Origin of the sequence: Oribacterium sinus (assembly GCF_963553175.1) — a bacterium.
GTDB lineage: Bacteria > Bacillota > Clostridia > Lachnospirales > Lachnospiraceae > Oribacterium > Oribacterium sinus_B.
Window position 1 is genome coordinate 1 of the sequence record NZ_CAUVME010000002.1, and the last position, 26,553, is coordinate 26,553.

General features: G+C 42.5%; 24 protein-coding genes. All 24 read right to left on the reverse strand.

Going from position 1 to position 26,553, the window contains the following annotated elements; all coding sequences use genetic code 11:
• On the reverse strand, positions 1 to 335 hold a 335-nt coding region (locus tag RYO92_RS00540), incomplete at its 3' end, for an AlbA family DNA-binding domain-containing protein (protein ID WP_315369131.1).
• Positions 336 to 531: 196 nt separating this feature from the next.
• Positions 532 to 1,488, reverse strand: coding sequence for a Fic family protein (locus RYO92_RS00545; protein WP_315369132.1), 957 nt, complete (start codon positions 1,486 to 1,488; stop codon positions 532 to 534).
• Between the two features lie 217 nt (positions 1,489 to 1,705).
• Positions 1,706 to 3,148, reverse strand: coding sequence for an RNA-binding domain-containing protein (locus RYO92_RS00550; RefSeq protein WP_315369133.1), 1,443 nt, complete (start codon positions 3,146 to 3,148; stop codon positions 1,706 to 1,708).
• Positions 3,149 to 3,375: 227 nt separating this feature from the next.
• Positions 3,376 to 4,131 (reverse strand): hypothetical protein, encoded by a 756-nt coding sequence (locus RYO92_RS00555; protein WP_007157377.1) that lies wholly within the window; start codon positions 4,129 to 4,131, stop codon positions 3,376 to 3,378.
• Between the two features lie 97 nt (positions 4,132 to 4,228).
• Complete coding sequence (locus RYO92_RS00560) at positions 4,229 to 4,522, reverse strand: GIY-YIG nuclease family protein (protein WP_007157378.1); 294 nt, start codon at positions 4,520 to 4,522, stop codon at positions 4,229 to 4,231.
• Between the two features lie 114 nt (positions 4,523 to 4,636).
• Positions 4,637 to 5,218, reverse strand: coding sequence for a hypothetical protein (locus tag RYO92_RS00565; RefSeq protein WP_007157379.1), 582 nt, complete (start codon positions 5,216 to 5,218; stop codon positions 4,637 to 4,639).
• Between the two features lie 389 nt (positions 5,219 to 5,607).
• On the reverse strand, positions 5,608 to 6,174 hold the full coding sequence (locus RYO92_RS00570; RefSeq protein ID WP_040648855.1) for a hypothetical protein: 567 nt from the start codon (positions 6,172 to 6,174) through the stop codon (positions 5,608 to 5,610).
• 66 nt (positions 6,175 to 6,240) lie between these two features.
• On the reverse strand, positions 6,241 to 7,494 hold the full coding sequence (locus RYO92_RS00575; RefSeq protein WP_007157381.1) for a tetratricopeptide repeat protein: 1,254 nt from the start codon (positions 7,492 to 7,494) through the stop codon (positions 6,241 to 6,243).
• 19 nt (positions 7,495 to 7,513) lie between these two features.
• Entirely contained in the window at positions 7,514 to 7,930 is a 417-nt protein-coding gene (locus RYO92_RS00580) for a hypothetical protein (protein ID WP_007157382.1), read from the reverse strand.
• 3 nt (positions 7,931 to 7,933) lie between these two features.
• Positions 7,934 to 9,103: an SPFH domain-containing protein gene (locus RYO92_RS00585; protein ID WP_007157383.1), complete on the reverse strand. Its 1,170-nt coding sequence runs from the start codon at positions 9,101 to 9,103 to the stop codon at positions 7,934 to 7,936.
• A gap of 166 nt (positions 9,104 to 9,269) precedes the next feature.
• A complete protein-coding gene (locus RYO92_RS00590) occupies positions 9,270 to 9,527 on the reverse strand; it encodes a hypothetical protein (protein WP_007157384.1) in 258 nt (85 codons plus the stop codon).
• 413 nt (positions 9,528 to 9,940) lie between these two features.
• Positions 9,941 to 11,509: a 23S rRNA (uracil(1939)-C(5))-methyltransferase RlmD gene (rlmD, locus tag RYO92_RS00595; RefSeq protein ID WP_442945600.1), complete on the reverse strand. Its 1,569-nt coding sequence runs from the start codon at positions 11,507 to 11,509 to the stop codon at positions 9,941 to 9,943.
• A 401-nt stretch (positions 11,510 to 11,910) separates the two neighbouring features.
• Positions 11,911 to 12,960 (reverse strand): DUF1304 family protein, encoded by a 1,050-nt coding sequence (locus tag RYO92_RS00600; protein ID WP_315369135.1) that lies wholly within the window; start codon positions 12,958 to 12,960, stop codon positions 11,911 to 11,913.
• 76 nt (positions 12,961 to 13,036) lie between these two features.
• Positions 13,037 to 14,206, reverse strand: a complete 1,170-nt coding sequence (locus tag RYO92_RS00605; RefSeq protein ID WP_315369136.1) for a MalY/PatB family protein — start codon at positions 14,204 to 14,206, stop codon at positions 13,037 to 13,039.
• A gap of 220 nt (positions 14,207 to 14,426) precedes the next feature.
• Positions 14,427 to 16,679, reverse strand: a complete 2,253-nt coding sequence (glgB, locus tag RYO92_RS00610) for a 1,4-alpha-glucan branching protein GlgB (protein WP_315369137.1) — start codon at positions 16,677 to 16,679, stop codon at positions 14,427 to 14,429.
• Between the two features lie 255 nt (positions 16,680 to 16,934).
• Positions 16,935 to 18,245, reverse strand: a complete 1,311-nt coding sequence (locus RYO92_RS00615; RefSeq protein WP_315369139.1) for an alpha-amylase family glycosyl hydrolase — start codon at positions 18,243 to 18,245, stop codon at positions 16,935 to 16,937.
• Positions 18,232 to 19,443: an aminotransferase class I/II-fold pyridoxal phosphate-dependent enzyme gene (locus tag RYO92_RS00620; protein ID WP_315369140.1), complete on the reverse strand. Its 1,212-nt coding sequence runs from the start codon at positions 19,441 to 19,443 to the stop codon at positions 18,232 to 18,234. The genes RYO92_RS00615 and RYO92_RS00620 overlap by 14 nt, the downstream gene beginning before the upstream one ends.
• A 53-nt stretch (positions 19,444 to 19,496) precedes the next feature.
• Positions 19,497 to 19,979 carry an Lrp/AsnC family transcriptional regulator gene (locus RYO92_RS00625; RefSeq protein WP_007157393.1) on the reverse strand — a complete coding sequence of 161 codons (483 nt, stop codon included), beginning with the start codon at positions 19,977 to 19,979 and terminating at the stop codon, positions 19,497 to 19,499.
• Between the two features lie 200 nt (positions 19,980 to 20,179).
• Positions 20,180 to 20,989, reverse strand: coding sequence for a hypothetical protein (locus tag RYO92_RS00630; protein ID WP_315369141.1), 810 nt, complete (start codon positions 20,987 to 20,989; stop codon positions 20,180 to 20,182).
• 256 nt (positions 20,990 to 21,245) lie between these two features.
• Complete coding sequence (atpC, locus tag RYO92_RS00635) at positions 21,246 to 21,671, reverse strand: ATP synthase F1 subunit epsilon (protein WP_007157396.1); 426 nt, start codon at positions 21,669 to 21,671, stop codon at positions 21,246 to 21,248.
• A gap of 10 nt (positions 21,672 to 21,681) precedes the next feature.
• A complete protein-coding gene (gene atpD, locus RYO92_RS00640; protein ID WP_314833826.1) occupies positions 21,682 to 23,073 on the reverse strand; it encodes a F0F1 ATP synthase subunit beta in 1,392 nt (463 codons plus the stop codon).
• 24 nt (positions 23,074 to 23,097) lie between these two features.
• Positions 23,098 to 24,012, reverse strand: a complete 915-nt coding sequence (atpG, locus tag RYO92_RS00645) for an ATP synthase F1 subunit gamma (protein ID WP_315369142.1) — start codon at positions 24,010 to 24,012, stop codon at positions 23,098 to 23,100.
• A 12-nt stretch (positions 24,013 to 24,024) separates the two neighbouring features.
• Positions 24,025 to 26,046: a F0F1 ATP synthase subunit alpha gene (atpA, locus tag RYO92_RS00650; protein ID WP_308579703.1), complete on the reverse strand. Its 2,022-nt coding sequence runs from the start codon at positions 26,044 to 26,046 to the stop codon at positions 24,025 to 24,027.
• 5 nt (positions 26,047 to 26,051) lie between these two features.
• A complete protein-coding gene (locus RYO92_RS00655) occupies positions 26,052 to 26,540 on the reverse strand; it encodes an ATP synthase F0 subunit B (protein WP_007157400.1) in 489 nt (162 codons plus the stop codon).
• Positions 26,541 to 26,553 lie beyond the last annotated feature (13 nt).

A 26,553-nucleotide genomic window follows, 5' to 3' on the forward strand; every position in this document is an offset into this window, starting at 1 on the left:
CTGCACACCTGATAACCTTCAGGAACTCTGATGTAAATTACTTTTTTCTCGTCTATATCAAAGACTTCAGGAAGCAAATAAAGTGGCGGATACATCTTTTGCGGATTATTGATTGCCGTAGTAAATTCCTTAATCACTTTATCAACTTTGTCTTTACTAACACCAACAATCTCTCTTTTATCATTTACACCAAGTAAAATATGTCCGCCATTTCTATTATTGAATGAACATACTGTATCAAAGACATCTTTGGTTAAAGCATTTTTGGATTCTTTAAATTCGACATCTATCTTCTCTCCATTTTGAATTAGCTGCTTTATCTCTTTAGAATCCATATCCACCCTCCCATATACACTAAAAACCGTCTTTAATTATCTTAAAACACTTCAACGCATCTAAAATAGCTTCTTCCTTTTCAATTGAACACTGTGAAACTTTCATCCATATCCTTTGTCGCTGAATATATTGCTGGCCGTCTTCATACTATTAAAAAACAAAGACAGATCATTTTTAAAAAAAGCTGTTAAACCCCTAAAAGCGCTTCCAACAACGCTCTTTTAGAAATGCTCCAATAAGCTCTAGTGGCTCACCTTCATAATACCGAACTAATAATTTTTTAAACTCCAGCACATCCTTTTCCGGTATAACTAATAACCCCATACCTTGTGCAATCAAATAATGATTTGCAAAAATAACGGATGCTCGCTTATTTCCATCTTTGAACACCTGTGTTTTCATACAATACATACATAATTCAATCGCTGTCTCTATTGGATCTTTGTCCCGGCTTCTAATTTCTTCTATTTGCCCGATAACGACAGATTCAACAGGCAACGGTGGCACATAACTTGTTCCTCCAATCTGTACGGGAATACCACGAATACGGCCTCCATCATAGAAGAAACCTTCATTAACCAGCTTTGCAATATGACAGAGCATGTGATAATTACTTTCACTTTGAATAACATCTCTATCCAGAATAAATTCCCAGGCATGTTTCAAGTTAAGAATTTTTTGCACGTCAGTAGCCGATACTCCACTAACCTTTCCGTTCTCTATAATGTCCTCTGTCTGTGGAAATGTGGTTGCAACACCCTCTAAGACTGCCTGATCATAGATATTGGCTTTCATATTGGCTCTGGCAAAATCCAAGTTCTGTAACACTCTAGTCGAAAGTTCCTTATCTTCATAACCAAGCACCGCCAAATCTTTATTGATTTTACGAAGAGCTTTATTTAAATCTTTTCGTTCTTTAGCATTACGCAAAAGCAACTGATACAGTTCATCTGAATACAGATCCACATAGGTAGATGTCAGTTTTCCTGCCACTCGTTTACGCATGTACAAGTATCTTGCATCATTCGATACCTTAATTTCCGGATTTCCATCATATGGCATTAGATTCATTCTAGCCTGTATATCTGCTCTTTGCTGTAATAATTCTTGAATTTCTGAATAATTTGCCCCCATTGCTGTCACCTCTTTCATTTTAGGGAACTTTTTTTATTTGAATAATACAAAAAAGTTCCCTAATTATCAAGAATGATTTAGAGAACTTTTTAATACAAATTTTTCTAATATTTATTCCATGATTTGTATTCGTTCGCGGAAATTGGTCAAAGCGTCACCTTGGCATTTTGGCCCTTTAGCTTGATCTATAAGCGCACTTTGTAGTGTCGTAAAATGCAGATAAATGTATGTTATCTCAATTCTTATCAATAACTTCCCAATAGCCGTTCTGACTTGTCCCGTGGCGTAGGATCACGGAATTCTTCTTTAGCTTATTCATATAATATTTCACAGTATTAACATCCCAGTTTAATGCATTCGCAATCTTTACTTGTGTATAGTCAGGATGCTTCAGTAAGAAATTAACTAACGTCTTATCTCTTTCGCTCAGTTCAGCTTGCATAGTACCTTGGGTAGCCGCTTGGGTAGTACCCTGGGTAGTCGGTCCGACTGTAACAGTTGCCGCCTCGGAAAGGGGAATCACTGTCGTAAAAACATCGGCCTCTGTAAATATAGGCTCTCCGCCAGAATACATCTTCGTGTATTTATAGCTATTTCTCATACCACTTCCAAGCTCATCAGCAAGTCCAATCTCTCGGAAAACCTTTGCTATCGGCGGATTCTTTGCGAATGGCCTAAATGTTTTCAGATTCAGGTTTCCATGCCCGTGCGCAAGGTTGGCATTTTCTGTTGTGAGCTTGTCCCTCTCAATGACAAGCTTCGGTACATATCCGCTAGAAAAATCACGGTGCATGAGCAAGTTGGAGATAATCTCACGCAGGATTTTATCTCTAGCACTTACCCGTTGGATGCCATCCAATGTAAATACATCATTCAGATGCTTTTTCCCAAATTCCATCAGACGGTCATAGCTTTCAATCAAGTTTGTGATTACCACATCTCTATCATCATAACGATCCACATTAAACACTCTGAAAATAGCATCTGTCTTATGCTGAGGCAACACAGACATGATACGGTTATCTGTACCGAAGAGCAGAATTGCCGCAAGTGTGATACCCTCTTTATTCGTTTCCGGATCTTCAAGTATGAGTCCACAGCTTCTGAGCATCTCCTCATCTGTCATGTCAACCCACGGATGATGCTCGGTATTCATTCTCGTCATTCTCCTTGCTCGATCCATCAGATCATGACGAAGGCTTGAAATCGGAATTGCAGGATAGACCTTATTCACAAAATAGGTGCTTTGCTTACGAGCATAAAGATTGAAAACCATGTCCGCATTATCCGTAATATCGATATCAGACTCATTATTGCGGTCAAATATTCTGCCTGCATTGCGGTAAACAGTTTTTCCAACCGGAACATAGACATATAGAACAGTAAGTCCATCAATCTCATATTCCTCCGGAGTCAGATATAGTGGCGGATACATTTTGTTCTCATTATTGATTGTCGTAACAAAGTTTTTCTTCATCTGCTCAATGCAGTCTTTATCGACGCCATGAATCGCGCCGGTATCTTTTACACCAAAGAAAATATGACCGCCCTCCCGATTAGAAAACGAACAAACGGTATCGTAGACATCCTTCGTGATATCTGTTGTCGATTTTTTGAATTCGACCGTCAGGCCTTCACCCTGACGAATCAAGTTCATTAAATTTTCAGGGAGTATCATAGCAATCACCCCTTTCTTATATATTCTTGCACATCTTGCAATGCTTATCCAGAATATGTCATTAAAACAAATCCAATGGAATAAAAGCATTTTTCAAATCAACGATGTAGGACTTTGAGTAACGAGGATGTAAAAAACGAATCATGCTTCCGGTTGCTGTTTTTGATTGTAAGCTTTTTGAAAAATAATTATTTTGATTTACTTTTCTTCCACGCTTCTGCATTTATTCATTTTTTTATAACCATAACCTGCTTTTTTCCATACACTTCCGAAACAATTTCATTGGATTTACCTGCTGATTTCCATCTTCCGGCAATAACTATAATCTTATCTCTATTATTATATATTTCCGTACGAATCTCTTTATAAAGACTTTCATCCAAAAATGTTAATGTTAATACATATTTTTTACTATTTACAGGCGCCGCCAGATAAACTTCCTTTTTCTTATCATTATAAATTTTTCCATTCACGGTCGCTTCAATTATTTTATTTCCAAAACAACCTTTAGAATATCTATATTCGCTTCTGTCATCTAATATCATTGAGCCTATTTCTTTACCAGCATAGGTTCCTCTAATAGGTAGACTTTTACACAAAGAATATATTTGTCTTAATGTTCTTGGTGGATGAATACTCGGCTTACCAGTACCATGCGCAGAAGAAGCAGTTGTTGGCGATGATGTTTTAGTTGTACAAAGAAGATTATTGATGGCATCATCGTATCTAAATTTTGATTCATCGTATTTCTTGGAATCGAATTCTGTATTACTATTCCCAAATGGACAATTTTTGATATGCTTAAATTCAGCTTTTGTCGCCCTGAAATAGGCACTATTACTTCCATCTACAGCACAAATATATAATTTTGCTTCACAATTTGGATTAGGACAAAAAAACGCTTTATTCCTATCTTCTTCTATTGCTGAATTTGAATAAATTATATCTTTTCTTGCTTTATCTCTATATGCATATTTCGCCATATTTTAACCTCTTCAATTTTTCCCAACTTACTGATGATGGTCTCTTTCCTTCAGGTACCTGGTGTAAGCATTGCCCCATTCCCTGGTACTTATCTATTCAATAGTTTTCAGCGCTTGCTAAGCGTTGAGCATCTTTATAATAATTATCGAATACATAAGAAACATCTTCCAAGACAGCAATTATAATTTTTGCTTTCGAATCTTTATTTGTATTTACTAACACTTTAATGTGTGTTCCACCCTCAATCTTATTCTTATGATATTCGGCACGTGTTGGAACCTCTTCACTTTTCCCTACATATTCACATGTTCTATTGCCATCTAATTCTATGAAAATTCCATATACTCCACGCACACATTTAATAATAGACTCATCAATAATAACACCCATACATATATTTCCTTCTAATTATTCTGCTTCGAATACATAACATGAAGTTTCGAGATATAACTTATTTTTTTTGCTTTAAAATATTATCAATGTCCTGTTTTGCCATTCTAATGTTCACTTTTTCGATTCTGTCGTGTCTTCTGCTAATGTATATTTAATTGAGCCAGAGCTGCGATTAGACGTGAACTCTACATTGAATCCATGCTTTTTATAAAAATGCTCCGAGCGATTAAAGTGTCCCTTATCAACCGATGAAAGTTGACCACATATATACTTTGCATCAGTGGTTTTACAATACTTAATAAAGTAAGGCATCAATATAGAGCCGTTTCCCACATCATTATTGACCACCAATATATCATCGATTTTGATATAAGGATCCTCTTCATAACTTGACACATATGATGCCATAATTCTAGGATGGTTATTAATAGCCTTATAGCGTTCACTGTACAACATAAACCAAATATAATTGTCAAAAACCCATTGTACAACTAAAACCTGTTCTTTCATTCTGTTAATGTCTTCTCCAACAATAACATGATTCTTTTCTTTTAAGATGCTGTGCACAAGCTCTATCGTAGTGGTTTTCTTATCCGCATTTATTTCAATATCCTCTACTTTACCTTGATAGTAATATTGCATATCTAATAGCTCTTTTTTAAAAAAAGTGTCAAGTATCCACCATTTCAACATCTCGATTCCTCTTATAGTTTTTAAATATTTAAAGGCAAAATATGCCGTTATTATGTGAAGGGTTCTGGTTCTGCTACAGATATTACTAAAAATACAGAAGCCGTATTATCAATTGTTGTATAACACATTTCATCCATTACATATCTTCCTCCACAGTAAAGGCTCAAGCTTTCATTTCTTGATTTTTCTTACGTATATAATACGATAATAATCTACTAGCTCCTTTAAATACCTTATGGTAAATATCAGTACCATTTTTATTTCCTATAAATTAATCCAATACTACTTTGCTTTATCGACATCTAGTTTGGACAATAACGCTACTGTCTCTATATGCCCCCCCGAGACACCACTATGAATGTGTTCCATTAATGGAAATATATCATTGCTTATACAAGTCCATTTATATCTACTACATCAATAAACCCAAGAATCGTAGATAATTTCAATACAATTCTAGCAGTTACATTATGCCTGTTATCGTCTTGAATCACAACCATCTTCTCGCTACTAGTTGATAAGCGAAGTTTAAATTTTCCATGCGCGAATCCATCCCTAATTCTATAAAACAACTTAAGGTGGTTGTTGGATTCAGATGTTCTAGCTATAACAGCTCGTTCTATATCAACATCCTCAAGCAACCCATCTGGAAAATTGTGGCTTGCAAATTGAGTTGCAAGATCATCTTTATTTGTGAAAATAAAGTTAGCATTTCTATTAAGACTTAGTTCAGTCGTCAACGCATCTCCTATAGCAGTGTTTTTCACACTTTCACTAGTCCATCCATAATCTTTAAAGGTTCGCTTTTTAGCACTTTGGGTTCCACACATCGAATATGTAACATAAAATACGTAGATTCGATAATATTCCTGCTCGGATAAACTGTATTCATCCTGCAAATTTCCCAGAATGGAATCCGCAACTATATATTGATATGTTTGTCCTGTTTTTGCCATAAATCTTATCTCCTCGTACAAAATTACCGAGGGTTCCATTTAAGAGCCCCCGGCTTAAGTTAAAAATTATTTTCTCCAATCTTTATCCTCGTATGGTGTATCCTCTACACCTTCAGCTCGGAGATTCTCAACTATACAATCAAGTTTACCTCTCCACATATTTTTAAACCAGTTGGTGTCACCAAACCATTTAACTAATGTAGGACTAATAGCATAATATGTGCAGATAAATGCTCTACCATACCAGGTAGATGCCAGAGTATTATCACGATAACGTCTCAAAGTCCAAACCTGCGGACAATCGTAGGATCCATAAACGGCTGTTGCTACATAACAACCACTTGTCTGTTTTGGTCTTTCTGGAATTGTATAATTCGGATCAATATCTTTAATCTTATTATGGCATTCCATAATCATATCGATGATTTTTGTCTTTCCTTCAGCTTGATATGAATATTCTTTTACCCAACCGCCATTCATATATGTGTATGATGCAGAGCCTTCAAGTTCCTTTAAGATAAAAATCTTGTTCTCATATAACGTTTTATTTTTCTCTCCATCATCACTTAAGCCTATTGCTAAATTAATCAAATCAATAGCAGCACGACATTGTTCAATATATCTATCCCAAGCAGCTTTTGAAGGATGGCCGGTAGATCCCCAGTAATCTTTTTTAATGTCATTTTTATACGCAATTACAACTGATCCATTAATCTTCAATGCAACCTTTACACTAAGGTCATTTGTCTTAACTCCACACTTTGCCATAAATAATAAACTGTAAAATTTTATCGCTTGCACATTTTTCTTTATTGTACTTGCATTATCGACAGAACCATTTTTTGCATAGTTATCGCAGCATAGGGACACCAATGCAAAAGAAAGACTAGAAACCTCATCCGACGCTTCTTTCATTACCTCTTCCTTTTTATCTTCTGGAGCACTCTCCAATGCTTTTGTAAAGCAATTCACTGCTTCTTCGATTCTGATATTTGCCAATGTGGACTGCCAACCAGCTGTACATCCTTTCAGTAACCACGCCTCATAATTAATTGGATCGATCTCGATAATCTTATTACAATAGGTCTCAGCCTCTTTTTTATTGTCGGCTTCATAAGCATTCTTCGCCATCATTAGGTAATTAGCTACAGAAGCAGTATTATCAACTTTGACTGTACCTGCGACTTCAACAGTTCCTTCAATCATCATTTTCTTTGCTTCTTCAACAGAATACTTAGTACCACAAGTCTGGCACACAAACACTCCGTCCTGTTTTACAAGGTCTGTTCCGCCACACATTTCACACATAAGCTGTTTCATTTGTTAATCCTCCACTTTCTTATAGTTCAACGTGATGTTCTTTTTGCCTAGAATCAATTCTGTTTGCATGATTCTTAGCATTTAGTATGGCAAGAATCAAAACCCACATTAGTGCCATTAAAATTACATTGATTATCAGTAACACCTTTAGTGAAATTCCGTCATTCAAAATTGCAGTCACTACACAAATAATAAACTGAACAATCATATAGATGGTTGAAATCAAGATTGTCGAAGTTGACCAAAATACATCATTTGAATATGTTTTAAGCCGTATCAACCATATAATAAGCTGTGATAAAAATGCTATACAATCAAAAGCCAATGCAACAAAAATACTGATTGAATAGTAATTAGGAATCATGAATAGTAGGAAAACTGATGCCGAGAATAGTATTGCCCACATGATTATTGCGATAAATTTATTCTTACTCATTTCTTATCTCTCCCTCTTTGTTCCACACTTAGGGCAGAACTTTCCAGGACGATCAAAGACATACCCACATTTACTACAATTGTTTGCACGAGATACGGGATAACCACATTCATTACAGAATGCAGAGCCTGGAATCAACTTCGCTCCACATTCTTCGCAGAAATGGTCTTCTTGGGACGTTAGATTACTTTGCATACCGTTAAATGCGTCTGTAAACATTCCACCGACCGTATTTCCGACAGCACCACCGACTCCAGCCATCATTCCGATTCCTATACCAGCACTACTAAAGTTTCCAGCACCTTCATTTTGAGCAAGATGTTCTGCAACGTTAAAACCACGTTCCTGCTGATATGTATATCCCTCAATATTTCGCTTTTGTGCAATACCTTGAGACTCAATCACCATCTTCTGTGCTTCTGTATACTGATTAATCACTCCAACTTGCTGCCTAATTTGAGCCTCTGCTATATCTGCGTATTGTCTAAAGTGTAAATCCTTGAACTTTTCATACTGTAAATCACCTTCCGGCTTTACAATTCTAGTAACAAAGAAACGTTCAAGTGCTATTCCATACTCAGCAAAGTCTGGGAGCAATTTTTCTTTTATAGCATCCGAGAAAGAATTAAGATGTTCGTCGACTTCGAAAATATTAATTTTGCATGCTTTAAATGTCTGTGCAATATAAGTTTTAATTCTGGACATCAAAAACGCTCTAAAGTATGACACGAGCTTTACTCTGCTTAAAACCTTCTCTGTTCCGACGATCTGCATTAAGAGTTTTTGTGAATCCGCAACTCTAAGGCTCATTTCGCCGCCAGCCCCAATTGAAATAGGAAAGCCATATGTCGGTTCAATATACTGGACTTTACTATCAGTTCCCCACTGGATGGCCATCTGTTCGACTTTATTAATGAAATAAACTTCACAATGAAAAGCTGATTCTCCACCTGTCGGGATATTAATAACATGCCTTAATAAAGGTATGTTCTGCGTCTCAAGTGTATATTTGCCTGAGCCAAACAGATCAAGCGGTTGCCCATTTAAAAAAAATATTGCTTCTTGGGATTCATGGACAATTAGCTGAGAATTTGTATTAAAATCCTCCGCCGGATGCTTCCATACGAAGATACTATTATCGCCCTCGTATTTTATGACTTGTTGAATTGGCATCAATTACTACCTCCCTTTTCCAATTATCATTCATATTACAATTTAACACTGTCTTAACTGCATCTAATTCTTGGTCGTCTAAAGAGGAGAGCATATTCGATGCATCATTTAATTGCTTACTCTACGCTATATCTCCTGCTAACAAGAACATGCCATCTCCATTAAACTATCCTATCAGTTCTTGGGGAAATGCATCAATCTTTCTAATCACTTGATATGTCGGATAATTGTAATCGAAAAATAGAATAAGTGAAAGATAAGTACTCCAAGACATATCTTTCTCAATTGATAAATATGTCTGTCTCGACACACCAATAATACCTGTAAAGTCTCCTTGAGAAATCCCTACTTTATCTCTTAACGGTGCAAGTTCTTTAACAAGAGCAACTATATAATATTGCTGTTCTCTTTTGTTACGATTCATTTAAAGGAATTACTCATCAAATGCCTCCTTTCATGCATCATAAATTAACTATCTTAAATTATACATATTGTAAAGTATTTACACAACAAAATACTGCCGAATCATTTTTGGCTGCCTAGTTTGCTTTGATTATACTTCCACTTCGATCTGCAGGCCTGTCTTAAACTCGACTACTAACGTCTTGTCTAAAACCGTAGTCTTCTCGATGAGACCCCCTACCAGCGTTTCACTGTATTCTGTAATCGCCTCCGTCTGCTCATCCAAGAAATTGTCAAGAGCTTCTAGATGCTCCTGGAGTTCCTGCTACTGCTCCTTTATCTTTGCATCAATTTTCGAGATAGCATCCTCAATTCCTCCATCAGCATCTTCTACGAAGACGAAATGCTTGTAAAACTGCCTAAAATGGAGGATTTTCACGATTCCTCTTTTTGTAGTAACGCTATAGTCTCCACATGTCCTGTCCTGGGGAAGTTATCAATTCCCACCCATTTCTCCAGCTTATATCCACCTTCTCTTAGATACTTCATATCTCTTGCCAAACTTCCGGGATCGCAGCTTACATAGACAATGCGCTTGGGGCTAAGTTCCAATACTGCGGAAAGGCAAGCTTCATCACAGCCTTTTCTGGGCGGATCCAAGGAAACCACATCCACCAGATTTCCCACGTCCTTGCCTTCTCTCTTCTGTTCCTCCACCCACTTGGGAAGAACTTCTTCAGCTGCACCCACAAAGAACTCTGCATTATGGAGACCATTCTTTTCCGCATTTTTCTTGGCATTTTCAATGGCTTCCGGAACGATTTCCAGCCCATAAACCTGCTTTGCTTTTTGTGCGAGGAAGAGGGAAATTGTACCGATTCCGCAGTAACAATCCCAAACCGTTTCTTCTCCTGTTAATGCCGCATACTCCAAAGCTTTCCCATAGATCTTCTCGGTCTGCACCGGATTCACCTGATAAAATGAAGGTACGGAAATAGAGAAGCTAAGCTCCCCGATTTTATCCTCTATGCTTTCTTTTCCGTAAAGGCAAAGGGTTTCTCTTCCTAAAATGGCGTTGCCGCTACCTTCGTTGATATTCACGCAAAGACCGACAATGCTTCCTTTAACGATACCATTTTTCCCGAAATACTCATCTGCTTTACTTTGTACATCTATTCCACAATGTACATTCACTCCGTTTTGTATACCATCTTCCTCAACACTAAAAGACAAGTCCTGCATGCGCTCCCACAGCTCTTTTCCATGGGGCAGGCTCTTTCCGTTTAGCACAAGGCAAAGCAGGATTTCTCCGGTAGAAAATCCCTTTCTTAGAAAAATGTGGCGAAGCAGACCCTTCCCTGTTTCTTCCTCATAGCCGGAAATCTTGTATTCCCTTGCCCATTCCTTGATGCACTCTAAAATCAAAGGATTCTCTGCGCTGTTAATCAGGCAGTCCTCCGTTTCGATAATGCGGTGGCTATGGAAGCCGTAAAAGCCCATACTAAGATCAGAAGATTTTTCTTTAGCTTCTATTTTATTCTTTCCAGGCCACTTCCCGTCCACTTTCCAATCCGAAACAGAAGTTGCCCCTCCACTTCTTATTTCCTTCCTACTCTGCACCGGATACTGGGCTTTATTCCGATAGCGAGAAAGCACTCCGCCCAGAATTCCCTCTTTTTTGCTCTCTACTTCCTCCGGAGAAAGTCCGGCAATACGAATCAGACTTTGGGCGATTCTGTCCTCTTTCCAGGAAAGTTCCTTTTCATAGGACAAATGCTGTAGCTGGCAGCCTCCGCATTTTCCCGCTACGGGACAGAGGGGTGTAATACGATAAGGAGATGCTTCCAAAAGCTTCTCCACCTTGGCATAGGCATAGTTCTTTTTCACCTTTAAAATCCTGGCCTCTACCCAGTCTCCCATCACGCTGTCTTTCACGAAAAAAACCAAGCCGTCCTTTTTTCCGACACCCTGGCCTTCCTCTGTTAAGTCTGTGATTTCCAGCATAATCAAGTCATTTTTTTGAAGAGACTGCTCTTCATTCCTCAACTTAGTTTTTTCGGAACTATTTTTTTCTGATTTTCTTTGATTAGACTTATTCTTCTCGGACTTGTTTTCCTCGGTCATATTTTTTCCTAACTTAGTTTTGGCAAACATATTTTTTCCTGACACTATTTTCCCCTGAATATATTTCTCTCGCTTTTAGCTATTTCTTTCCCGATAAACCAACAAAAAGGCTTATCCCTATAGCTATTCCAAAAATCACAAAAATAATCAGCATATTTTTCTCCTATAGGCTAAAACTCTATCCAACTCCCTCTGTGCTAAAGCTCCATCCAATTCTCTCCGTACTAAAAAACTCTGTCCAATTCCCTATGCACTGAAGTTCCATCCAATTCCGTCTTTCTCTACCACTTCAAAATCAAACTTAAGAGACTCAAAAAAGGGAGTGTCCCCTGCTTTAGGAGAATCATCTTATCCGAGCTGATGGCGCCGTATACCGCCACCAAAAACATGATGCTGCATAGCACAAGGCAAAGCTCCACATTGGCACCGGGACTGAATATACCGTAAAGAAGAGCCAGACCCAGCAGACCGTTATAGATTCCCTGATTTTTAAATAGAGTGTTGATATTTTTATTTCTTAGTTCTCGAACCGACATTTTGAAAACTCGAGAAGTGCTGTCGCTGTCGGTCATAAAGGTTTCCAAAAGCATAATGTATAAAAACAATCCTGCCGTAGCGGTCATCAGGATTTTCTGAACTGTGGTGATTTCCATCTTATTTTTCTCCCTATGAAACTGTAAGGTTTCTTCTACTACTCTGGCGTAAAACATATTGCCGTAGAGATAGCGGTAGCCGCCATTTTCCTTTTTGGCAATGGGGTGGCTGTATTTTATCGTCTTCCCTTTCGCCATGTTTTTGGCAAATTCCTCCGCCAATGCATCGGTGTATTTGCCTCCGTTTTTCTCTACATAATACAAAAAGCCGGGGCCGTAATTATAGGCCTGGATTACTGCTTTTTCCTCTAGCCCCAAGGCCCTTGCCTTCTCCTTTAAATCCTTATAATACTTTAGCCCTTGTTCAATGGAAGCGTCCGTATCCAATGTATTTACCGGCAGACCCTTGGACTCGCTGGACTGCATCACATCCTTTAATTTGCCATGGGATTCCACCGTCATAATGGCAAAAAGCACATCCAAATCCTCTTCCAGTCCCTTTTCTTTGGCTACCCGCTCCATGGCGGCCTGGTGCTTTAGGACGGAAGCCGGAAAATACCATTGGGTCTGATGGGCTTTTCGGAATAAAAAAATCCCGAAAAGAAAGAGAAGGAAGAAGGCGGAAAAAAGCTTGATACCTTCCATAAAGGAAGCAGTTCTGCCCTGCTGCCTCTTCGCTTTTTTCCCTTGAAAAAAGGAGAAAACTCCCTTTTTCTTTTTGCCTCTTCCTTTCGCCATTCCGTTTCTTTAATCCTCTATAGCCATGTGAAATAGATCTGTAATTACTGATCCAAAATAATTTTATTTACACTTTTTATAAGCTTGCCACCGCGTCCCGAAGCTGAATCAATCCCTGTTCCAAAAGCTTCCGGGAGCAGGCTACATTCAGACGCATAAATCCGGAAATTTCCTTTCCGAAGGATACGCCGGCATTTAGACCGATTTTTGCCTTATGCACCATAAAATCATTCAGTTCCTTATCATTCATGCCTAAGCCTCGACAATCCAAGAGCATCAGATAGGTGGCATCCGGCACATGCACCTTAAGTTTTGGAATCTCCCGATTAACAAAGTCTTCCACAAAGCTTAGGTTTGCCTCCAAGTACGACAGGAGCTGGGAAAGCCATTCTCCGCCCTCACGATAAGCCGCCTCCATGGCTACGGAAGAAAAGGCATTGTTTCTGTGGATATCCATTCTCGTCCAGAACAGGTCGAAATCCTTCTTCAGTTCTTGATTGGGGAAAATGGTGGTGGAGGCCTGTAAGCCTGCTAAGTTAAAGGTCTTACTTAAGGATACGCAGGTAATCACCGTTTCCTTTGCCAAGGGAGAAACGGTTGCAGCGCGCAAATGCTTCTTCCCATGGAAGATAAGGTCAGAGTGAATTTCATCGGAAACCACCAGCACATGATGCTTGTGGCAGATTTCAATCATTTTCTGAAGCTCTTCTTTTTCCCAAACCAGTCCCAGCGGATTATGGGGATTACAAAGAATGAAAATCTTGGCTTCCTTTGCCTTCTCTTCAAAGTCTGCAAAATCCACCTGCCATCTGTCTTCCTTTTCCACTAAGGCATTGGCCAAAACCTTTCTGCCGGCCATGTCGGGAATGTCCCAGAATTCTGTGTATACCGGGCTTTGAATCAGGATTTTATCATCCACATGGGAAAAGGTACGGACAATGGCGGTAAGGCTTTGTACTACGCCTAAGGACCAGGACATGAGTGCGGTGTCCGGACACCAGTCATAGCGTTCCTTCTCCCAGTTCTGTACTGCTTCAAAATAGGAGTCCGGTCTGGAAGTGTAGCCAAAGATTCCTTCTTCCGCCCGTTTCTTGCAGGCGTCGATAATGGGCTGGGCTGTTTTAAAGTCCATATCCGCAATCCAAAGGGGAATCAAATCCTCTGTACCGAACTTCTTGATTCGTTCGTCATACTTTGCACAGCGAGTTCCCTTTCTATCGATTACTTCATCAAAATTGTATTGCATTGGCTTACTTCCTTTCTTAATGATCCTAGTAGTTTTTTAATAGCTTGTCTTTCAGACTATTCTAATCCTTGATTCAGCAGTTTAGCCTTGTCATCCGGACAATTTATCTTAATTCCTTAGCCTGACTCTTTGTCTTAATCCCTTAAAGCGGTTTTTTACTTTATTTCTTCCGAAAAAGAGCCGCTCTTATCCGAGCTTTCACCCTTTTCCAGACTTTCCTTCAGCCGGCTTCCTCCCGGACTCTGACTTCGCTGAAATATTCTGCCGGCTTCTCTGCTTTTTTCTCTTCTAACTTTTCTGCCGGCTTTTCTTCTGCCTTCTCCGCCGGCTTCTCTGCTGTCTTTTCCGCTACCTTAGAGCTTTCTTTTTTCTCCTGCTGCCCTTCCTGCTTTTCTTTGGAAACTTGAAGATTTTCCTCTTTTGGGGAAGAAAGAGCGTTGGCACAGGAATCCTCGCTTTCCTCCGTAAAGGCAAATAACGCACAGCCGAAGCCCTTTAAGGGGTAGGCAATGTGATAGTCTCTTCCGTCACATTCTCCCTTGACCACGGGGTAGTATTTTTCTTCCTTGCAAAGCCCTTCTTCTGTAAGAATCAGTCTTGCTTCCTTGGCTTTCGGCATACCTACCCAGTATTCTTCATGGTCCATAGGAGTCATATTTACCACGAAGAGAAGACTTTCCCGATGCTCTTTCGAATTTGTAGCAGAAGCGCCCTTGCCGCCCTCTAAATCTATATTGACGTTTTCTACGATATTGCCCTCTTCTGCCACTGCCGCTACGGCACCATTCTGCACTCTCGGCTTTCCGGATAGGGCAAGGTGATTTTTCGGGTTACGGATAAAGCTGTAAATGGATCGGCTGGCATCATCCGCATTGACCCAGGAGAAGCCTTCATACAGATAATCCGCCTCATAAAGGGCAGGATAGCTCTTGTATAGTTGTAAAAGATCTCGCAGGAAGGAATGTAAGGAACGGTTCTCCTGCTCTTCCAACAAATGCCAGTCAATGGAGCAGTCCTCGTTCCACTCCCGGTATTGTCCGAAATCCTGTCCCATAAAGAGCAGCTTCTTTCCGGCATGACCTATCATAAAGAAGTATGCCGCCTTAAGATTCCGAAACTTTTGCTCCCGGCTTCCCGGCATTTTCTCAATCATGGATCGCTTTAGGTGTACTACCTCGTCATGGGAAAGCACCAGGATGAACTTCTCCGAATAGGCATAGCTCATGCCGAAGGTCAGCTGATTATGGTGGTAGTTTCGATACATGGGATCTTCCTTCATGTAGCTTAGGAAGTCATGCATCCACCCCATATTCCATTTGAAGTGGAAGCCTAAGCCTCCCTCGTCCGGAGACTTGGTAATGTCCGGCCAGGCAGTGGACTCCTCCGCAATAATCACGGTGCCGTCCTCTCTCTTTCGGATAATGGAATTTAAATGCTTAAAGAACTCGATGGCTGCCAGATTGCCGTTTCCTCCGTAGATATTGGGAAGCCATTCTCCGTCTTTTCTGCCGTAATCCAGATACAGCATGGAAGCCACCGCATCCACTCGTAAGCCATCAATATGATACATGTCGTACCAGTAGAGGGCATTTCCAATCAGGAAGTTTTGTACCTCTGTTTTCTCATAGTTAAAGACCTTGGTTCCCCAGTCCGGATGCTCTCCCAGACGGCTATCCGGATGTTCGTAGCAGGCGGTTCCGTCAAAGTTGGCTAAGCCGTGGGCATCCTTTGGAAAATGTGCGGGAACCCAGTCTAAAATCACCCCGATTCCGTGCTGATGCAAAATGTTGACCATTTCCATAAACTGTCGGGGATCACCATAACGGGAGGTTGGCGCATAATACCCGGTCACCTGATAGCCCCAGGAGCCGTCAAAGGGATGCTCTGCAATGCCCATTAATTCCACATGGGTATAGCCCATGTAGTTACAGTATTCTGCCAGCTGTTCTCCCGCTTCGATGTAATTGATAAAACCGTTATTTTCCGGACGATTGTGCCGCTTCCAAGAGCCCAAATGCACCTCATACACGGACATGGGGGATTCTTCCGGATTTCTTTTCTTTCGCTCCTCCATCCATTTTCCGTCTGCCCAGGGAAAATCGGAAAGGTCTGCTGTAATAGAGGCGGTTCCCGGTCTGAATTCTGCGGCAAAGGCATAGGGGTCTGCCTTGAAAATCCATTCCCCGGCCTCTGTCAAAATAGCATACTTATAAAGCTCTCCTACCCCCATTCCGGGATAAAATCCTTCATAAATGCCCGTACTCTCTAAGGGAAGCATGGGATTCCTCTCCGGATCCCAGCCGTTTCGATCACAAACGATGGACACTCTCTTGGCATGGGGAGCCCAAACCGCGAAATGGATTCCCTCCTGCCCTTCAAAGCAAGCAGGATGAGCCCCCATCTTCTCATAAATTTTATAATGCCTTCCGTTTCCAAAAAGATACCGGTCTAACTCTGAAAGAAAACCTTCCATAGAACTCTCCTCCTCTTTCCATCAGCAGATGGGAATCATTCTCGTCGTTTATTTTCTTAGTATACCTTATTTTCAGGGCTTTTGTCCTCTTATTTTTAGTGCTTTTCTCCTCTTATTTATAGAACTCTTCTCTCCTTATTTTCAGTTCTTTTGTCCTTTTATTTTTAGAGTTGAAACACCCTATGTTACCGATTGGCAGAAAAAGCTAAAAAGGAAAAGGAGGGCTAAGCTTCCCTCCTTTTCTTTCTGCTTATCTTATTTTAACTTAATGATTCTTCCTCCGTGGGCTTCACAGAAAACCTTGATATTTCCTTCTTCTGTCAGCTCCACCGGCTCTGTGGTCATCAGGTCGAAGGCAATGCTCGCCTTCTTGGGAAGGGTTAAGGTAATATATTGATCCATGCTGTCATTGTTCAACACCGTAAGCACGGCGCTGTTTCCGTCCAGGCGCAGATAGGCATAGAGTCTATGATCCAGATAAACCTCTTTAAATTCTCCGATTTGCAACTCCGAGTTCTTCCCGTGGATCTCCGCAAGCTTTGCAATATAGCTGGTAAAGGCATCCGGCTTATATTGGGACAGAGTGAACTTCGGAGCAAGAATTTCTCCCTCCTTTTCCCCTCTTTTTCCCGCCAAAGCGTACTCTCCTCCATAATACAGAGTCGGTCTTCCCGGCAAAGTGAAAAGCGCCATATAGATTCCCCACAAATTTTTTTCCTCTTCTAAGACCGTGGCGATTCTATGGGTATTGGGACTTTCCAGAAAGAGCTGCATTTGCTTTACAAGCTCTTGGTTTTTTCCGATTCTCTGGGCTAAATCATAGAAATTCTTCTCATTAAAGGCTTGGCAAAGTCCCTGATAAAGCTCCTGATTGGCCAGAGATTGTAAGGTTTCCGTATTGATTGCTCTGGTCAGCTCTCCAATAAATTGCTCTCCCAAAAGGAAAAACTCCGGCTTCATTTGACTGCTGAAGTAGCGGAGGGATTTTTGAAAATGAATATCTACCGCTTCACTGTAGGCCAGACGTAGACCGTCAATATCATAGGAGGAAATCCAGTGCTTTACCTGTTCCACAAGGTAACGCCGAAGCTCCTCATTATCCAGATTGAACAAGGGATGTTCCGGCATATTTCTAAAGGATTGATAGGAAAAGGAATCCCCCATGGGGGAACTCTTTGAAAAGTCTAAATCCAAAAACCAATTACAATACGGGGAGGCTTCTCCCTTTTCCTGCAAATCTTGGAAGGCAAAAAAGCTTCTGTCACAAAAGGGGAAGGCCACATCCAACACCACGCGGATTCCCATCCCATGGGCATCCTCCACAAAGCCTCGAAACTCTTCTTCCGTCCCCAGCCATTCCCGAATCTGACGAAAGTCACCCGTGCCGTACTGCAAGGGATTCTTGGAAAACACCGGTCCCAGGATAATGCCGTCACAGCCTAATACCTTTAAATAGGGGAGGTATTCCTCTAATTCCTTGATATTTCTATTCTCATCCCCGGAAAGGGTGGAAAGCACCGCCCCCGGCAGGATTTGATAAAAAATTGCGCCATCATACCAGGCCATGATTGCTCTCCTGTAATTTCTTCACAAAACGCTCTATTCTTTCCAAAGCCAGCTTTAAATTCTCAATGGAATAGGCGTAGGATATACGAATAAAGCCCTCTCCCGAATCTCCGAAGGCATTTCCCGGCACCACCGCAACCTTTTCTTCTCGAAGCAGCCGTTCCGCAAACTCCTCACTGCTGAGGCCGAACTTCTTGATAGAAGGAAAAACATAGAAGGCTCCAAAGGGTTCAAAGCAGTCCAAGCCCATTTTCTGAAAATGGTACAAGAGGAGTCTTCTTCTTTCATTATAAGCATCCCGCATTTTCAGCACGTCCTCTTCTCCGTTCCGAATGGCTTCCACAGCGGAATACTGGGAGGTGGTGGGAGCGCACATGATGGCATACTGATGAAGCTTCAACATTTGCTTTAAAACGGGTGCCGCGCTGCAGGCATAGCCCAAGCGCCAGCCGGTCATGGCATAAGCTTTGGAAAATCCGTTGATATACACGGTTCTTTCCCGCATTCCCGGAAACTCGATAATGGAATGATGCTCTCCCTTGTAGCAAAGGGCGGAGTAGATTTCATCGGTCAGCACATAGAGATTATGCTTTAAAATCAAGGGCACAATCTCTTCCAAATCCTCCTTCTCCATGATGCCTCCGGTGGGATTGTTGGGGAAGGGGAGTACCAGTATTTTTGTTTTCTCCGTAATAGCCTGCTCCAGCTTTTCCCTGGTCAGGCGGAACTGGTCCTTGGCTTCCAGGGCAATGGGCACCGGTACACCGTAGGCCATTTTTACACAGGGAGTATAGGAAACATAGCAGGGCTCCGGAATCAAAACCTCGTCTCCCGGCTCTAAAATGACACGCATAGCCAGGTCAATGGCCTCCGAACCTCCTACGGTAACCATAACCTCATTTTTCGGGTCATACTGCACCTGATGCTTCTCGGCCACGTAGTCGGAGATGGCTTCTCGAAGCTCCAACAGTCCCGCATTGGAGGAATAAAAGGTTCTTCCCTTCTCTAAAGAATGGATTCCCTCTTCCCGAATATGCCAGGGGGTATCAAAGTCCGGTTCTCCCACACCAAGAGAAATGGCATCCTTCATTTCCGATACGATATCAAAAAACTTCCGGATTCCACTGGGACGTATATTTACAATCGCCGGGTTTAATTCCCTGGGCAGATTTTGTTGCTGTTCCTTGTTTTCGCTCATGCTCACTCTCTTATTTCTTCTTTGGAAAATTCCTTGTCGGCACTCCTACAATGCTATGGGGATACCTGCATTCTTTCATCCTTCTTCGGCGCCACCAGCTTGGTGCCGTGATCCTTATACCGCTTTAATACGAAGTGGGTGGCGGTGGAAAGGACGGACTCCATAGGTCCCAACTTCATGGAAACGAAGTTAGCCACTTCCTTCATGGTTCTTCCCTTTACGATTACGGTGAAGTCAAAGGCTCCACTCATCAGATACAAAGCATCCACCTCTTCATACTGGTAAATACGCTCTGCAATGCTGTCAAAACCCATGCCTCTCTGGGGAGTTACCTTCACCTCAATGAGGGCATCTACCCGTTCATCCTGGGTGCTGTCCCAGTTAATCAGGGTGTGGTAGGCACAAATCACGCCTTCCTCTTCCATAGCTTTAATTTCAGCCCCTACCTGTTCCGGGTCTTCTCCCAAAAGAGCAGCCAAATCCTCCACAGGTAATTTTGCATTCTTCTCTATGATGCTTAGAATTTTTTCTCTCATGCTTCTCCTTTATTTTCCTTCCATAGGACTTGATCTCTGTTTTATAAAAATTCTCAGATTCTTCCCTTGCCAAGCGGGAAAGCTTAGCCTGAAGTTCTTTTCCGAAAATCTATTGTACTCAATTTCCAAAAGCACCGCAAGGGAAAGGCATTCTACTTAAAATACAAAGGCATTCTCCTTAAAATACAAAGGTATTCTTCTTAAAATACAAGGGAATCCTCTTTCCTAAAGAAGGCCGGCAAGCTCTCCTCCAGCTCCTTTTTGGAAAACAGCTCCTCCAAGCTGTCCCTCTCCCGCTTTGTTAAAAAGGACTCTCCCTGAGCGTCCCTTCTCATGCGTTTCTTCCCTTCTTCTGAAATACCGATACAGGAAGCCACAATTCCTCTCTCCCTTGCCAGCTCTGAAAAAGCCTCAGCCTCTTCCAGTCGAAGAAGATAGGCATTTCCCGAATAAAGATAATAGGGGGAAATCTGAAAATGTTCGCAGAGCTCTATCGTCCCCTGTAAGAAGGGGATTTTTTCGTAGGAAAAGGAAAAACCGCCTCCGGAAAGTTGCCAAAGGCCGGATAGAATTCCTCCTCTTCCCAGGGGCAGGATCTCTGAAATCCCGAAGTCGGAAATCCAGTTTGGAAATAGATTTTCCACACTTCCTAAGCTAAGCTCTCCTGCATTCCATTTGGCTTGCAGATCCTCTTCATAAAGAGGAATACTTTGCCCCTTCTTCTCTCCCTCTGTAAACAAAAGGATATTTTCCGCGGAAAGGATGGGTTGCTCCGGGCAGCTTTGTGGCTGTCCGCCTTTTTCCGGCAAGGTCTTAACGGCCTCCCCAGTTCGCTTCCCATGAGCCGTCTCTTTCAAATAAAGTCTTGGCAAGCTTCTCAGTCTTTCCGCTTCTTCCTCTATAAAAGCTTTGGAAAAGGGGCAATCCTGATCCTCTCGTATTTTTTTCCATAAAAACTGGCTACCCCATTGTCCGGGGTAGCCTAAAAGAAGTAATTTCTCTCTTCTCATTTTACATTCTCGAAAGCAATGGCGGTAATACCATGGTAAGTACCATCAATGCAATCAAAATCACAACGATTACTGTAGTAATGGTTTTTTTCTGTTTTGGACTAAACATAGTTTCTCCTTTTCTTTCCTAATCCTTGCCATTGTAATTCCAAATGAAAGGATAAGCAAGAGATTTGAAGAATCTTCTGCCCTATAGGCGGATCTCCTTATAAAAATCCAAGCTACAAAGACAGCATTTTGACAGAATTCCGGCTTTCTACATATAGGTCTTCTTGTAGAATTCCAGTCTTCCCAAGGCTCTGGCCAAAGCCGCCTGAGATTTCTTAAACTCCTGGTAGCTCTGCTTCTGGCGAAGCTCTTCCTCCGCCCTTTCCTTGGCCTCTTCCGCTCTGCGGATATCCATCTCTTCCTTGGTTTCCAGAGTGTCCACCAAAAGAGTAAGACGGTTGTTGGCAAATTGCAGAATACCCTTTCCTACTTCCACATGCTCCCAGGAGCCGTCCGGCTTCTGCATGTCCAATACGCCGATATCCACCGCTACGACAATCGGGGCATGGTGCGCCATAAAACCGATTTGTCCGTCCAGTGTTCGAACGTTCAGATATCGCAAACGGTCATCATAGTACACTTTGTTGGTGGCAATGACCTTTGCGCTAAATAAGTTTCCGTTTCCTCGCATCATAGAAAACTCCTTAGCCCTTTAAGAGCTCTGCCTTCTTCTTTACGTCCTCCAGATTTCCTACATTGAAGAACGCAAGCTCCGGCACCTCATCCATTTCTCCGCTGATAATGGCCTTAAAGCCCTCGATGGTTTCCTTCAAAGGCACGTAGCGTCCTGCTACACCGGTAAACTGTTCTCCCACGAAGAATGGCTGAGAAAGGAAGTTACGAATCTTTCTGGCACGATATACCAAAAGCTTATCCTCCTCGGAAAGCTCTTCCATACCCAGGATGGCGATAATATCCTGTAATTCCTTGTACTTCTGTAAAATCTGTAAAACGCTCTGGGCAGTATCATAGTGCTCTTTTCCTACAATGCTTTCTTCCAAAATACGGGAAGAAGACTCCAAAGGATCCACCGCCGGATAAATACCCTGCTCAACAATCTTTCTGGAAAGTACCGTAGTAGCATCCAAATGAGCAAAGGTGGTTGCCGGTGCCGGGTCGGTTAAGTCATCCGCCGGAACGTATACCGCCTGTACGGAGGTAACGGATCCCTCCTTGGTGGAGGCGATTCTTTCCTGCAGCTGTCCCATTTCGGAAGCCAGGGTAGGCTGATATCCTACCGCGGAAGGCATTCTTCCCAGCAGAGAAGATACCTCGGAACCTGCCTGCACAAAACGGAAGATATTATCAATAAAGAGCAATACATCCTTCTTCTGCACATCACGGAAATACTCCGCCATGGTAAGTCCGGTCTCCGCTACACGCATTCTGGCTCCGGGAGACTCGTTCATCTGTCCGAATACCAGCGCAGTGTTCTTAATAACGCCGGATTCCGTCATTTCCATATAGAGGTCATTACCCTCACGGGAACGCTCTCCTACTCCGGTGAAAATGGAGTATCCGCCGTGCTCTGTTGCGACGTTTCGAATCAACTCCTGAATCAGGACGGTTTTTCCTACTCCGGCTCCACCGAAAAGGCCGACCTTTCCGCCCTTTGCATAGGGAGCAATCAGGTCAATAACCTTGATTCCGGTTTCCAGTACCTCCTGCACCGGGCTTTGATCCACAAAAGCAGGCGGTTTTCTATGAATTTCCCATTCCTCTCCATCGGTAATGGGATCCTTTCCGTCAATGGTTTCTCCCAATACGTTAAAGAGACGACCGAGAGTCTGCTCTCCCACCGGAACGGAAATTCCCTTTCCTGTGGAACGGACCTCCATGTCTCTTTCCAATCCCTCACTGGGGGCCAGCATGATGCAACGGACGGTATTCTCTCCTAAATGCTCAGCTACCTCCATGGTTCCTGTTACGCCGTGGTTGTCTACAACCATGGCCGTCTTAATCTTGGGAAGTGGGGCTTCCATAAACTCCACATCCACAACAGGTCCCATAACCTGGACAATTTTTCCTGTCTGCATTTCCCCCTTCTCCTCTCTTTATCATCAAATCTCTTGTTTATTTTTCTTTTTGGCCGCCTTCTGGGCCTTGGCTCCTGCGGCTATCTCCGTGATTTCCTGGGTAATCTGTGCCTGTCTGGCACGGTTATACTGGATACGGAGCTTTTGCTTCAGCTCATTTCCGTTTCGGTTTGCCGCATCCATGGAGGTCATTCTGGCCTGTTGCTCCGCACAAAAGGCCTCCACCAAAGCACTGTAAATATAACCGTTAATATAATCCGGGATAACATTGTCAATCAAGGCATCCGTGCTGGGGAAAATATTAAAGGCCTCATAGTTTGCGGTAATAGGCAACTTCACAAATACCGGATGAAGCTTATCCAAGGGAAGAAGCTGCTCCTCCTCGCATTCCATTTCCAAAGAATTTTTCATTCTGGTGAAAACGATATGCAGTTCATCAATCTCCTTATCCTCGAAAAATTCCATCATTTTCCGGGTAATCACACGGGCTCTGTGCAGGGTAGGATTCTGGGCGGTGTAATGAAAGGCCTCTTCAATGGGAATGTTTCTGCTGTGAAAATAGCTTCTTCCCATCTCTCCTACCACAAAAAGCCGATAATTTTGATACTTCGCTAAAAGCTCTTCCGTTTTCCGGATGACATTGTGGTTATAAGCTCCTGCCAGTCCCTTATCCGCGGTCACACAGATAATGGCTACCCTTCCCTGACCGTTGGCTACGCCCTCTCGAAGATCCAAATAAGGGTGGGTATAATCCTCCGGCAAATGTCGCATAACTCTGGCCATCATAGACTGCAAGGTATAAAAGTAAGGCTCGGTTTGTATCAAACTCGCTCTGGCCTTACGCATCTTTGTACTGGAAATCAAATACATGGCATTGGTAATCTTCATGGTGTTATCAATGCTGTGGATTCGGTCTCGTAATTCTCTTGTTGTAGGCAAGGTCTGCCTCCTTTATGAAAGCTTTTCCTCTTCCTTCTTCAGAAAATCATGGTAGAGCTGAATAATCCGCTGTTCCATATCTTCCTGCAAAAGGCCGGAAATCTCTATGTTCCTGATTAAATCTCCCTCCTGCTCGTTAAAGAAGGCCAAAACTTTATTCTGTAAGTCCTTCACATCCTTCTTCGCTGTACCCAGGAATTCTTTATGAAGGGCAAGCACCAAAGTTACTACCTGCTCTCCCAAAGAAAGGGGACGGCCAAGGGGCTGCTTCAACAGCTCCATTAAAATCGCTCCCTGTTCCAGCTGAGTCTTGGTACTTTCATCCAAATCCGAAGAGAACTGGGTAAATACCGCCATTTCTCTATACTGTGCCAAGTCGATACGCAGGGAACCTGCCGCCTTCTTCATGGCCTTGGTCTGGGCTGCACCACCCACACGGGATACGGAAAGTCCTACATTTACCGCAGGTCTCTGTCCCTCAAAGAAAAGGTTACTTTCTAAGAAAATCTGTCCGTCGGTAATGGAAATAACGTTGGTAGGAATATAGGCGGAAACGTCTCCGTCCAAAGTCTCGATAATGGGAAGGGCGGTAATGCTACCTCCTCCCAAAGCGTCGGACAAACGGCAGGAACGCTCCAGCAAACGGGAATGGAGATAGAAAACGTCTCCGGGATAAGCCTCACGTCCCGGTGCTCTTCCCAAAAGAAGAGACAGGGCACGGTAGGCTACGGCATGCTTGGAAAGGTCATCATAAACAATCAGTACATCTCTTCCCTGGTACATAAAGTACTCTGCCAAGGAAGTTGCCGCATAGGGGGCAATGTACTGAATCGGTGCCGGATCCGCCGCTGTAGCCGCTACCACACAGGTATAGCTCATGGCCTCATTTTTCTTTAAGTTCTCCACCAAAGAAGCGATGGTGGATTCCTTCTGTCCAATAGCAACATAAATACAGATACAATCCTTTCCCTTTTGGTTCAAGATGGTATCTATGGCAATGGAGGTCTTTCCGGTCTGACGGTCTCCGATGATCAGCTCACGCTGTCCTCTACCGATGGGGAACATGGAGTCAATGGCCAGAATTCCGGTCTGTAAGGGAACATTAACGGACTTTCTGTCAATGATTCCCGGAGCCGGCTCCTCGATGGGGCGATATTCCTTCGTGTTAATCGGACCTTCTCCGTCAATGGGCGCTCCCAAGGCATCTACCACACGGCCAAGATAAGCGTCTCCCACAGGAATTCCCGCCATCTTGTTGCTTCGTACCACTCTGCTTCCCTCGATGATTCCTTCTTCATCACCGAAGAGGATAACACCGATTCGGTTTCTTTCAATGTTCTGTACCATACCCCGAACACCGTTGTCAAAGACAACGATTTCTCCGTACATAGCATGATCCAGTCCGTTGATGATAACGATACCGTCACCTACAGAGCTGACAAAACCGATTTCTTTCTTCTCCGCCTTTAAATCAAAGTCCTCTACGGAGCTTTGTAAAATGCTGATAATATCCTGTTGGCTGTTGGAAAAACGCTTATTCTGCATTTCCTCCAAAAACTGCTCTCGTCTACCCTTTGTACTCCAATCGTACTGGTCGTGACCAACCTCCAGGACAAATCCTCCTCCCAGACTCTCATCCTCTTCCAATACGACTTCAATGTTCCGGGAATGATATTTGTTATAAACAAACTCCCGAATTCTCTTTAATTGTTCTTCCTCCGGCTTGGTTACGTACCGAAGATGTACTTTTAATTTGGTGGATTCTTCATTGGAGATTTTTTCATACTCCTCTGCCACCTCACCCCATGCACTGAGAAGGCCGTCATTGCACAGTACCTTCAAGGTATCCCTAACTTCTGTAGGGAAAATGCTATCGATGATAGACATTCTCTTTTCCAAAGGTATTGTGGCGTCGGAAAGCTGTCCTGCCGTCTCCGGTAAAACTTCAAAAATCCGACTGGTCTCCTCTATAACGCTTTTCGGAACGCGCATTCTGAAAAGCTGTTTTGCATACTCTACCACTTTTTGCAGCATAGTCCTTACTCCTTCTTCTCCGCATCTTCTAGGAAGGTATCATACAGCTTTTGATTGTTTTCCACGGAATCCTTGCTGGCTGCAATCTTATAGGCAGCCTTTGCCACAAGCATAGCCACCTCTTCTTCCATCTCGTGTTGCTTCTGTTCAGCCTGTCTCTGCGCCTCTATCTTGGCTTCCGCAATAATCTTGTCTGCCTTCTCCCTGGCATTTCCGATGATTTCATCGTATTCAGAAGACGCCTGCAAACGAACGGCCTCTAACTTTTCCTGCCGTTCCGTATCAATCTTTGCCATGCTGTCTTCATACTGTTGTTTCAAATCTCTGGCCTTTGTATTGGCCTCTTCCGCTTCTCGATAAGAAGTGTCCAGTTCGTCCTGTCTTGCCTTCAAAGCAGCACGAACCGGTTTAAACAGAAAGCGATGCACAAAATAAACCAGCACCAATAAATTAATGACTGTAAAAATAATACTACTTAGATTGAGACTAAGCATCGTTTTCCCTCCT

Excerpts from the sequence above, each read along its gene's own strand:
- RYO92_RS00545 (WP_315369132.1), bottom strand. The coding sequence starts at position 1,488 with ATGAAAGAGGTGACAGCAATGGGGGCAAATTATTCAGAAATTCAAGAA.
- RYO92_RS00550 (WP_315369133.1), bottom strand. The coding sequence starts at position 3,148 with ATGATACTCCCTGAAAATTTAATGAACTTGATTCGTCAGGGTGAAGGC.
- RYO92_RS00555 (WP_007157377.1), bottom strand. The coding sequence starts at position 4,131 with ATGGCGAAATATGCATATAGAGATAAAGCAAGAAAAGATATAATTTAT.
- RYO92_RS00560 (WP_007157378.1), bottom strand. The coding sequence starts at position 4,522 with ATGGGTGTTATTATTGATGAGTCTATTATTAAATGTGTGCGTGGAGTA.
- RYO92_RS00565 (WP_007157379.1), bottom strand. The coding sequence starts at position 5,218 with ATGTTGAAATGGTGGATACTTGACACTTTTTTTAAAAAAGAGCTATTA.
- RYO92_RS00570 (WP_040648855.1), bottom strand. The coding sequence starts at position 6,174 with ATGGCAAAAACAGGACAAACATATCAATATATAGTTGCGGATTCCATT.
- RYO92_RS00575 (WP_007157381.1), bottom strand. The coding sequence starts at position 7,494 with ATGAAACAGCTTATGTGTGAAATGTGTGGCGGAACAGACCTTGTAAAA.
- RYO92_RS00580 (WP_007157382.1), bottom strand. The coding sequence starts at position 7,930 with ATGAGTAAGAATAAATTTATCGCAATAATCATGTGGGCAATACTATTC.
- RYO92_RS00585 (WP_007157383.1), bottom strand. The coding sequence starts at position 9,103 with ATGCCAATTCAACAAGTCATAAAATACGAGGGCGATAATAGTATCTTC.
- RYO92_RS00590 (WP_007157384.1), bottom strand. The coding sequence starts at position 9,527 with ATGAATCGTAACAAAAGAGAACAGCAATATTATATAGTTGCTCTTGTT.
- rlmD (WP_442945600.1), bottom strand. The coding sequence starts at position 11,509 with ATGCTGGAAATCACAGACTTAACAGAGGAAGGCCAGGGTGTCGGAAAA.
- RYO92_RS00600 (WP_315369135.1), bottom strand. The coding sequence starts at position 12,960 with ATGGCGAAAGGAAGAGGCAAAAAGAAAAAGGGAGTTTTCTCCTTTTTT.
- RYO92_RS00605 (WP_315369136.1), bottom strand. The coding sequence starts at position 14,206 with ATGCAATACAATTTTGATGAAGTAATCGATAGAAAGGGAACTCGCTGT.
- glgB (WP_315369137.1), bottom strand. The coding sequence starts at position 16,679 with ATGGAAGGTTTTCTTTCAGAGTTAGACCGGTATCTTTTTGGAAACGGA.
- RYO92_RS00615 (WP_315369139.1), bottom strand. The coding sequence starts at position 18,245 with ATGGCCTGGTATGATGGCGCAATTTTTTATCAAATCCTGCCGGGGGCG.
- RYO92_RS00620 (WP_315369140.1), bottom strand. The coding sequence starts at position 19,443 with ATGAGCGAAAACAAGGAACAGCAACAAAATCTGCCCAGGGAATTAAAC.
- RYO92_RS00625 (WP_007157393.1), bottom strand. The coding sequence starts at position 19,979 with ATGAGAGAAAAAATTCTAAGCATCATAGAGAAGAATGCAAAATTACCT.
- RYO92_RS00630 (WP_315369141.1), bottom strand. The coding sequence starts at position 20,989 with ATGAGAAGAGAGAAATTACTTCTTTTAGGCTACCCCGGACAATGGGGT.
- atpC (WP_007157396.1), bottom strand. The coding sequence starts at position 21,671 with ATGATGCGAGGAAACGGAAACTTATTTAGCGCAAAGGTCATTGCCACC.
- atpD (WP_314833826.1), bottom strand. The coding sequence starts at position 23,073 with ATGCAGACAGGAAAAATTGTCCAGGTTATGGGACCTGTTGTGGATGTG.
- atpA (WP_308579703.1), bottom strand. The coding sequence starts at position 26,046 with ATGCTGCAAAAAGTGGTAGAGTATGCAAAACAGCTTTTCAGAATGCGC.
- RYO92_RS00655 (WP_007157400.1), bottom strand. The coding sequence starts at position 26,540 with ATGCTTAGTCTCAATCTAAGTAGTATTATTTTTACAGTCATTAATTTA.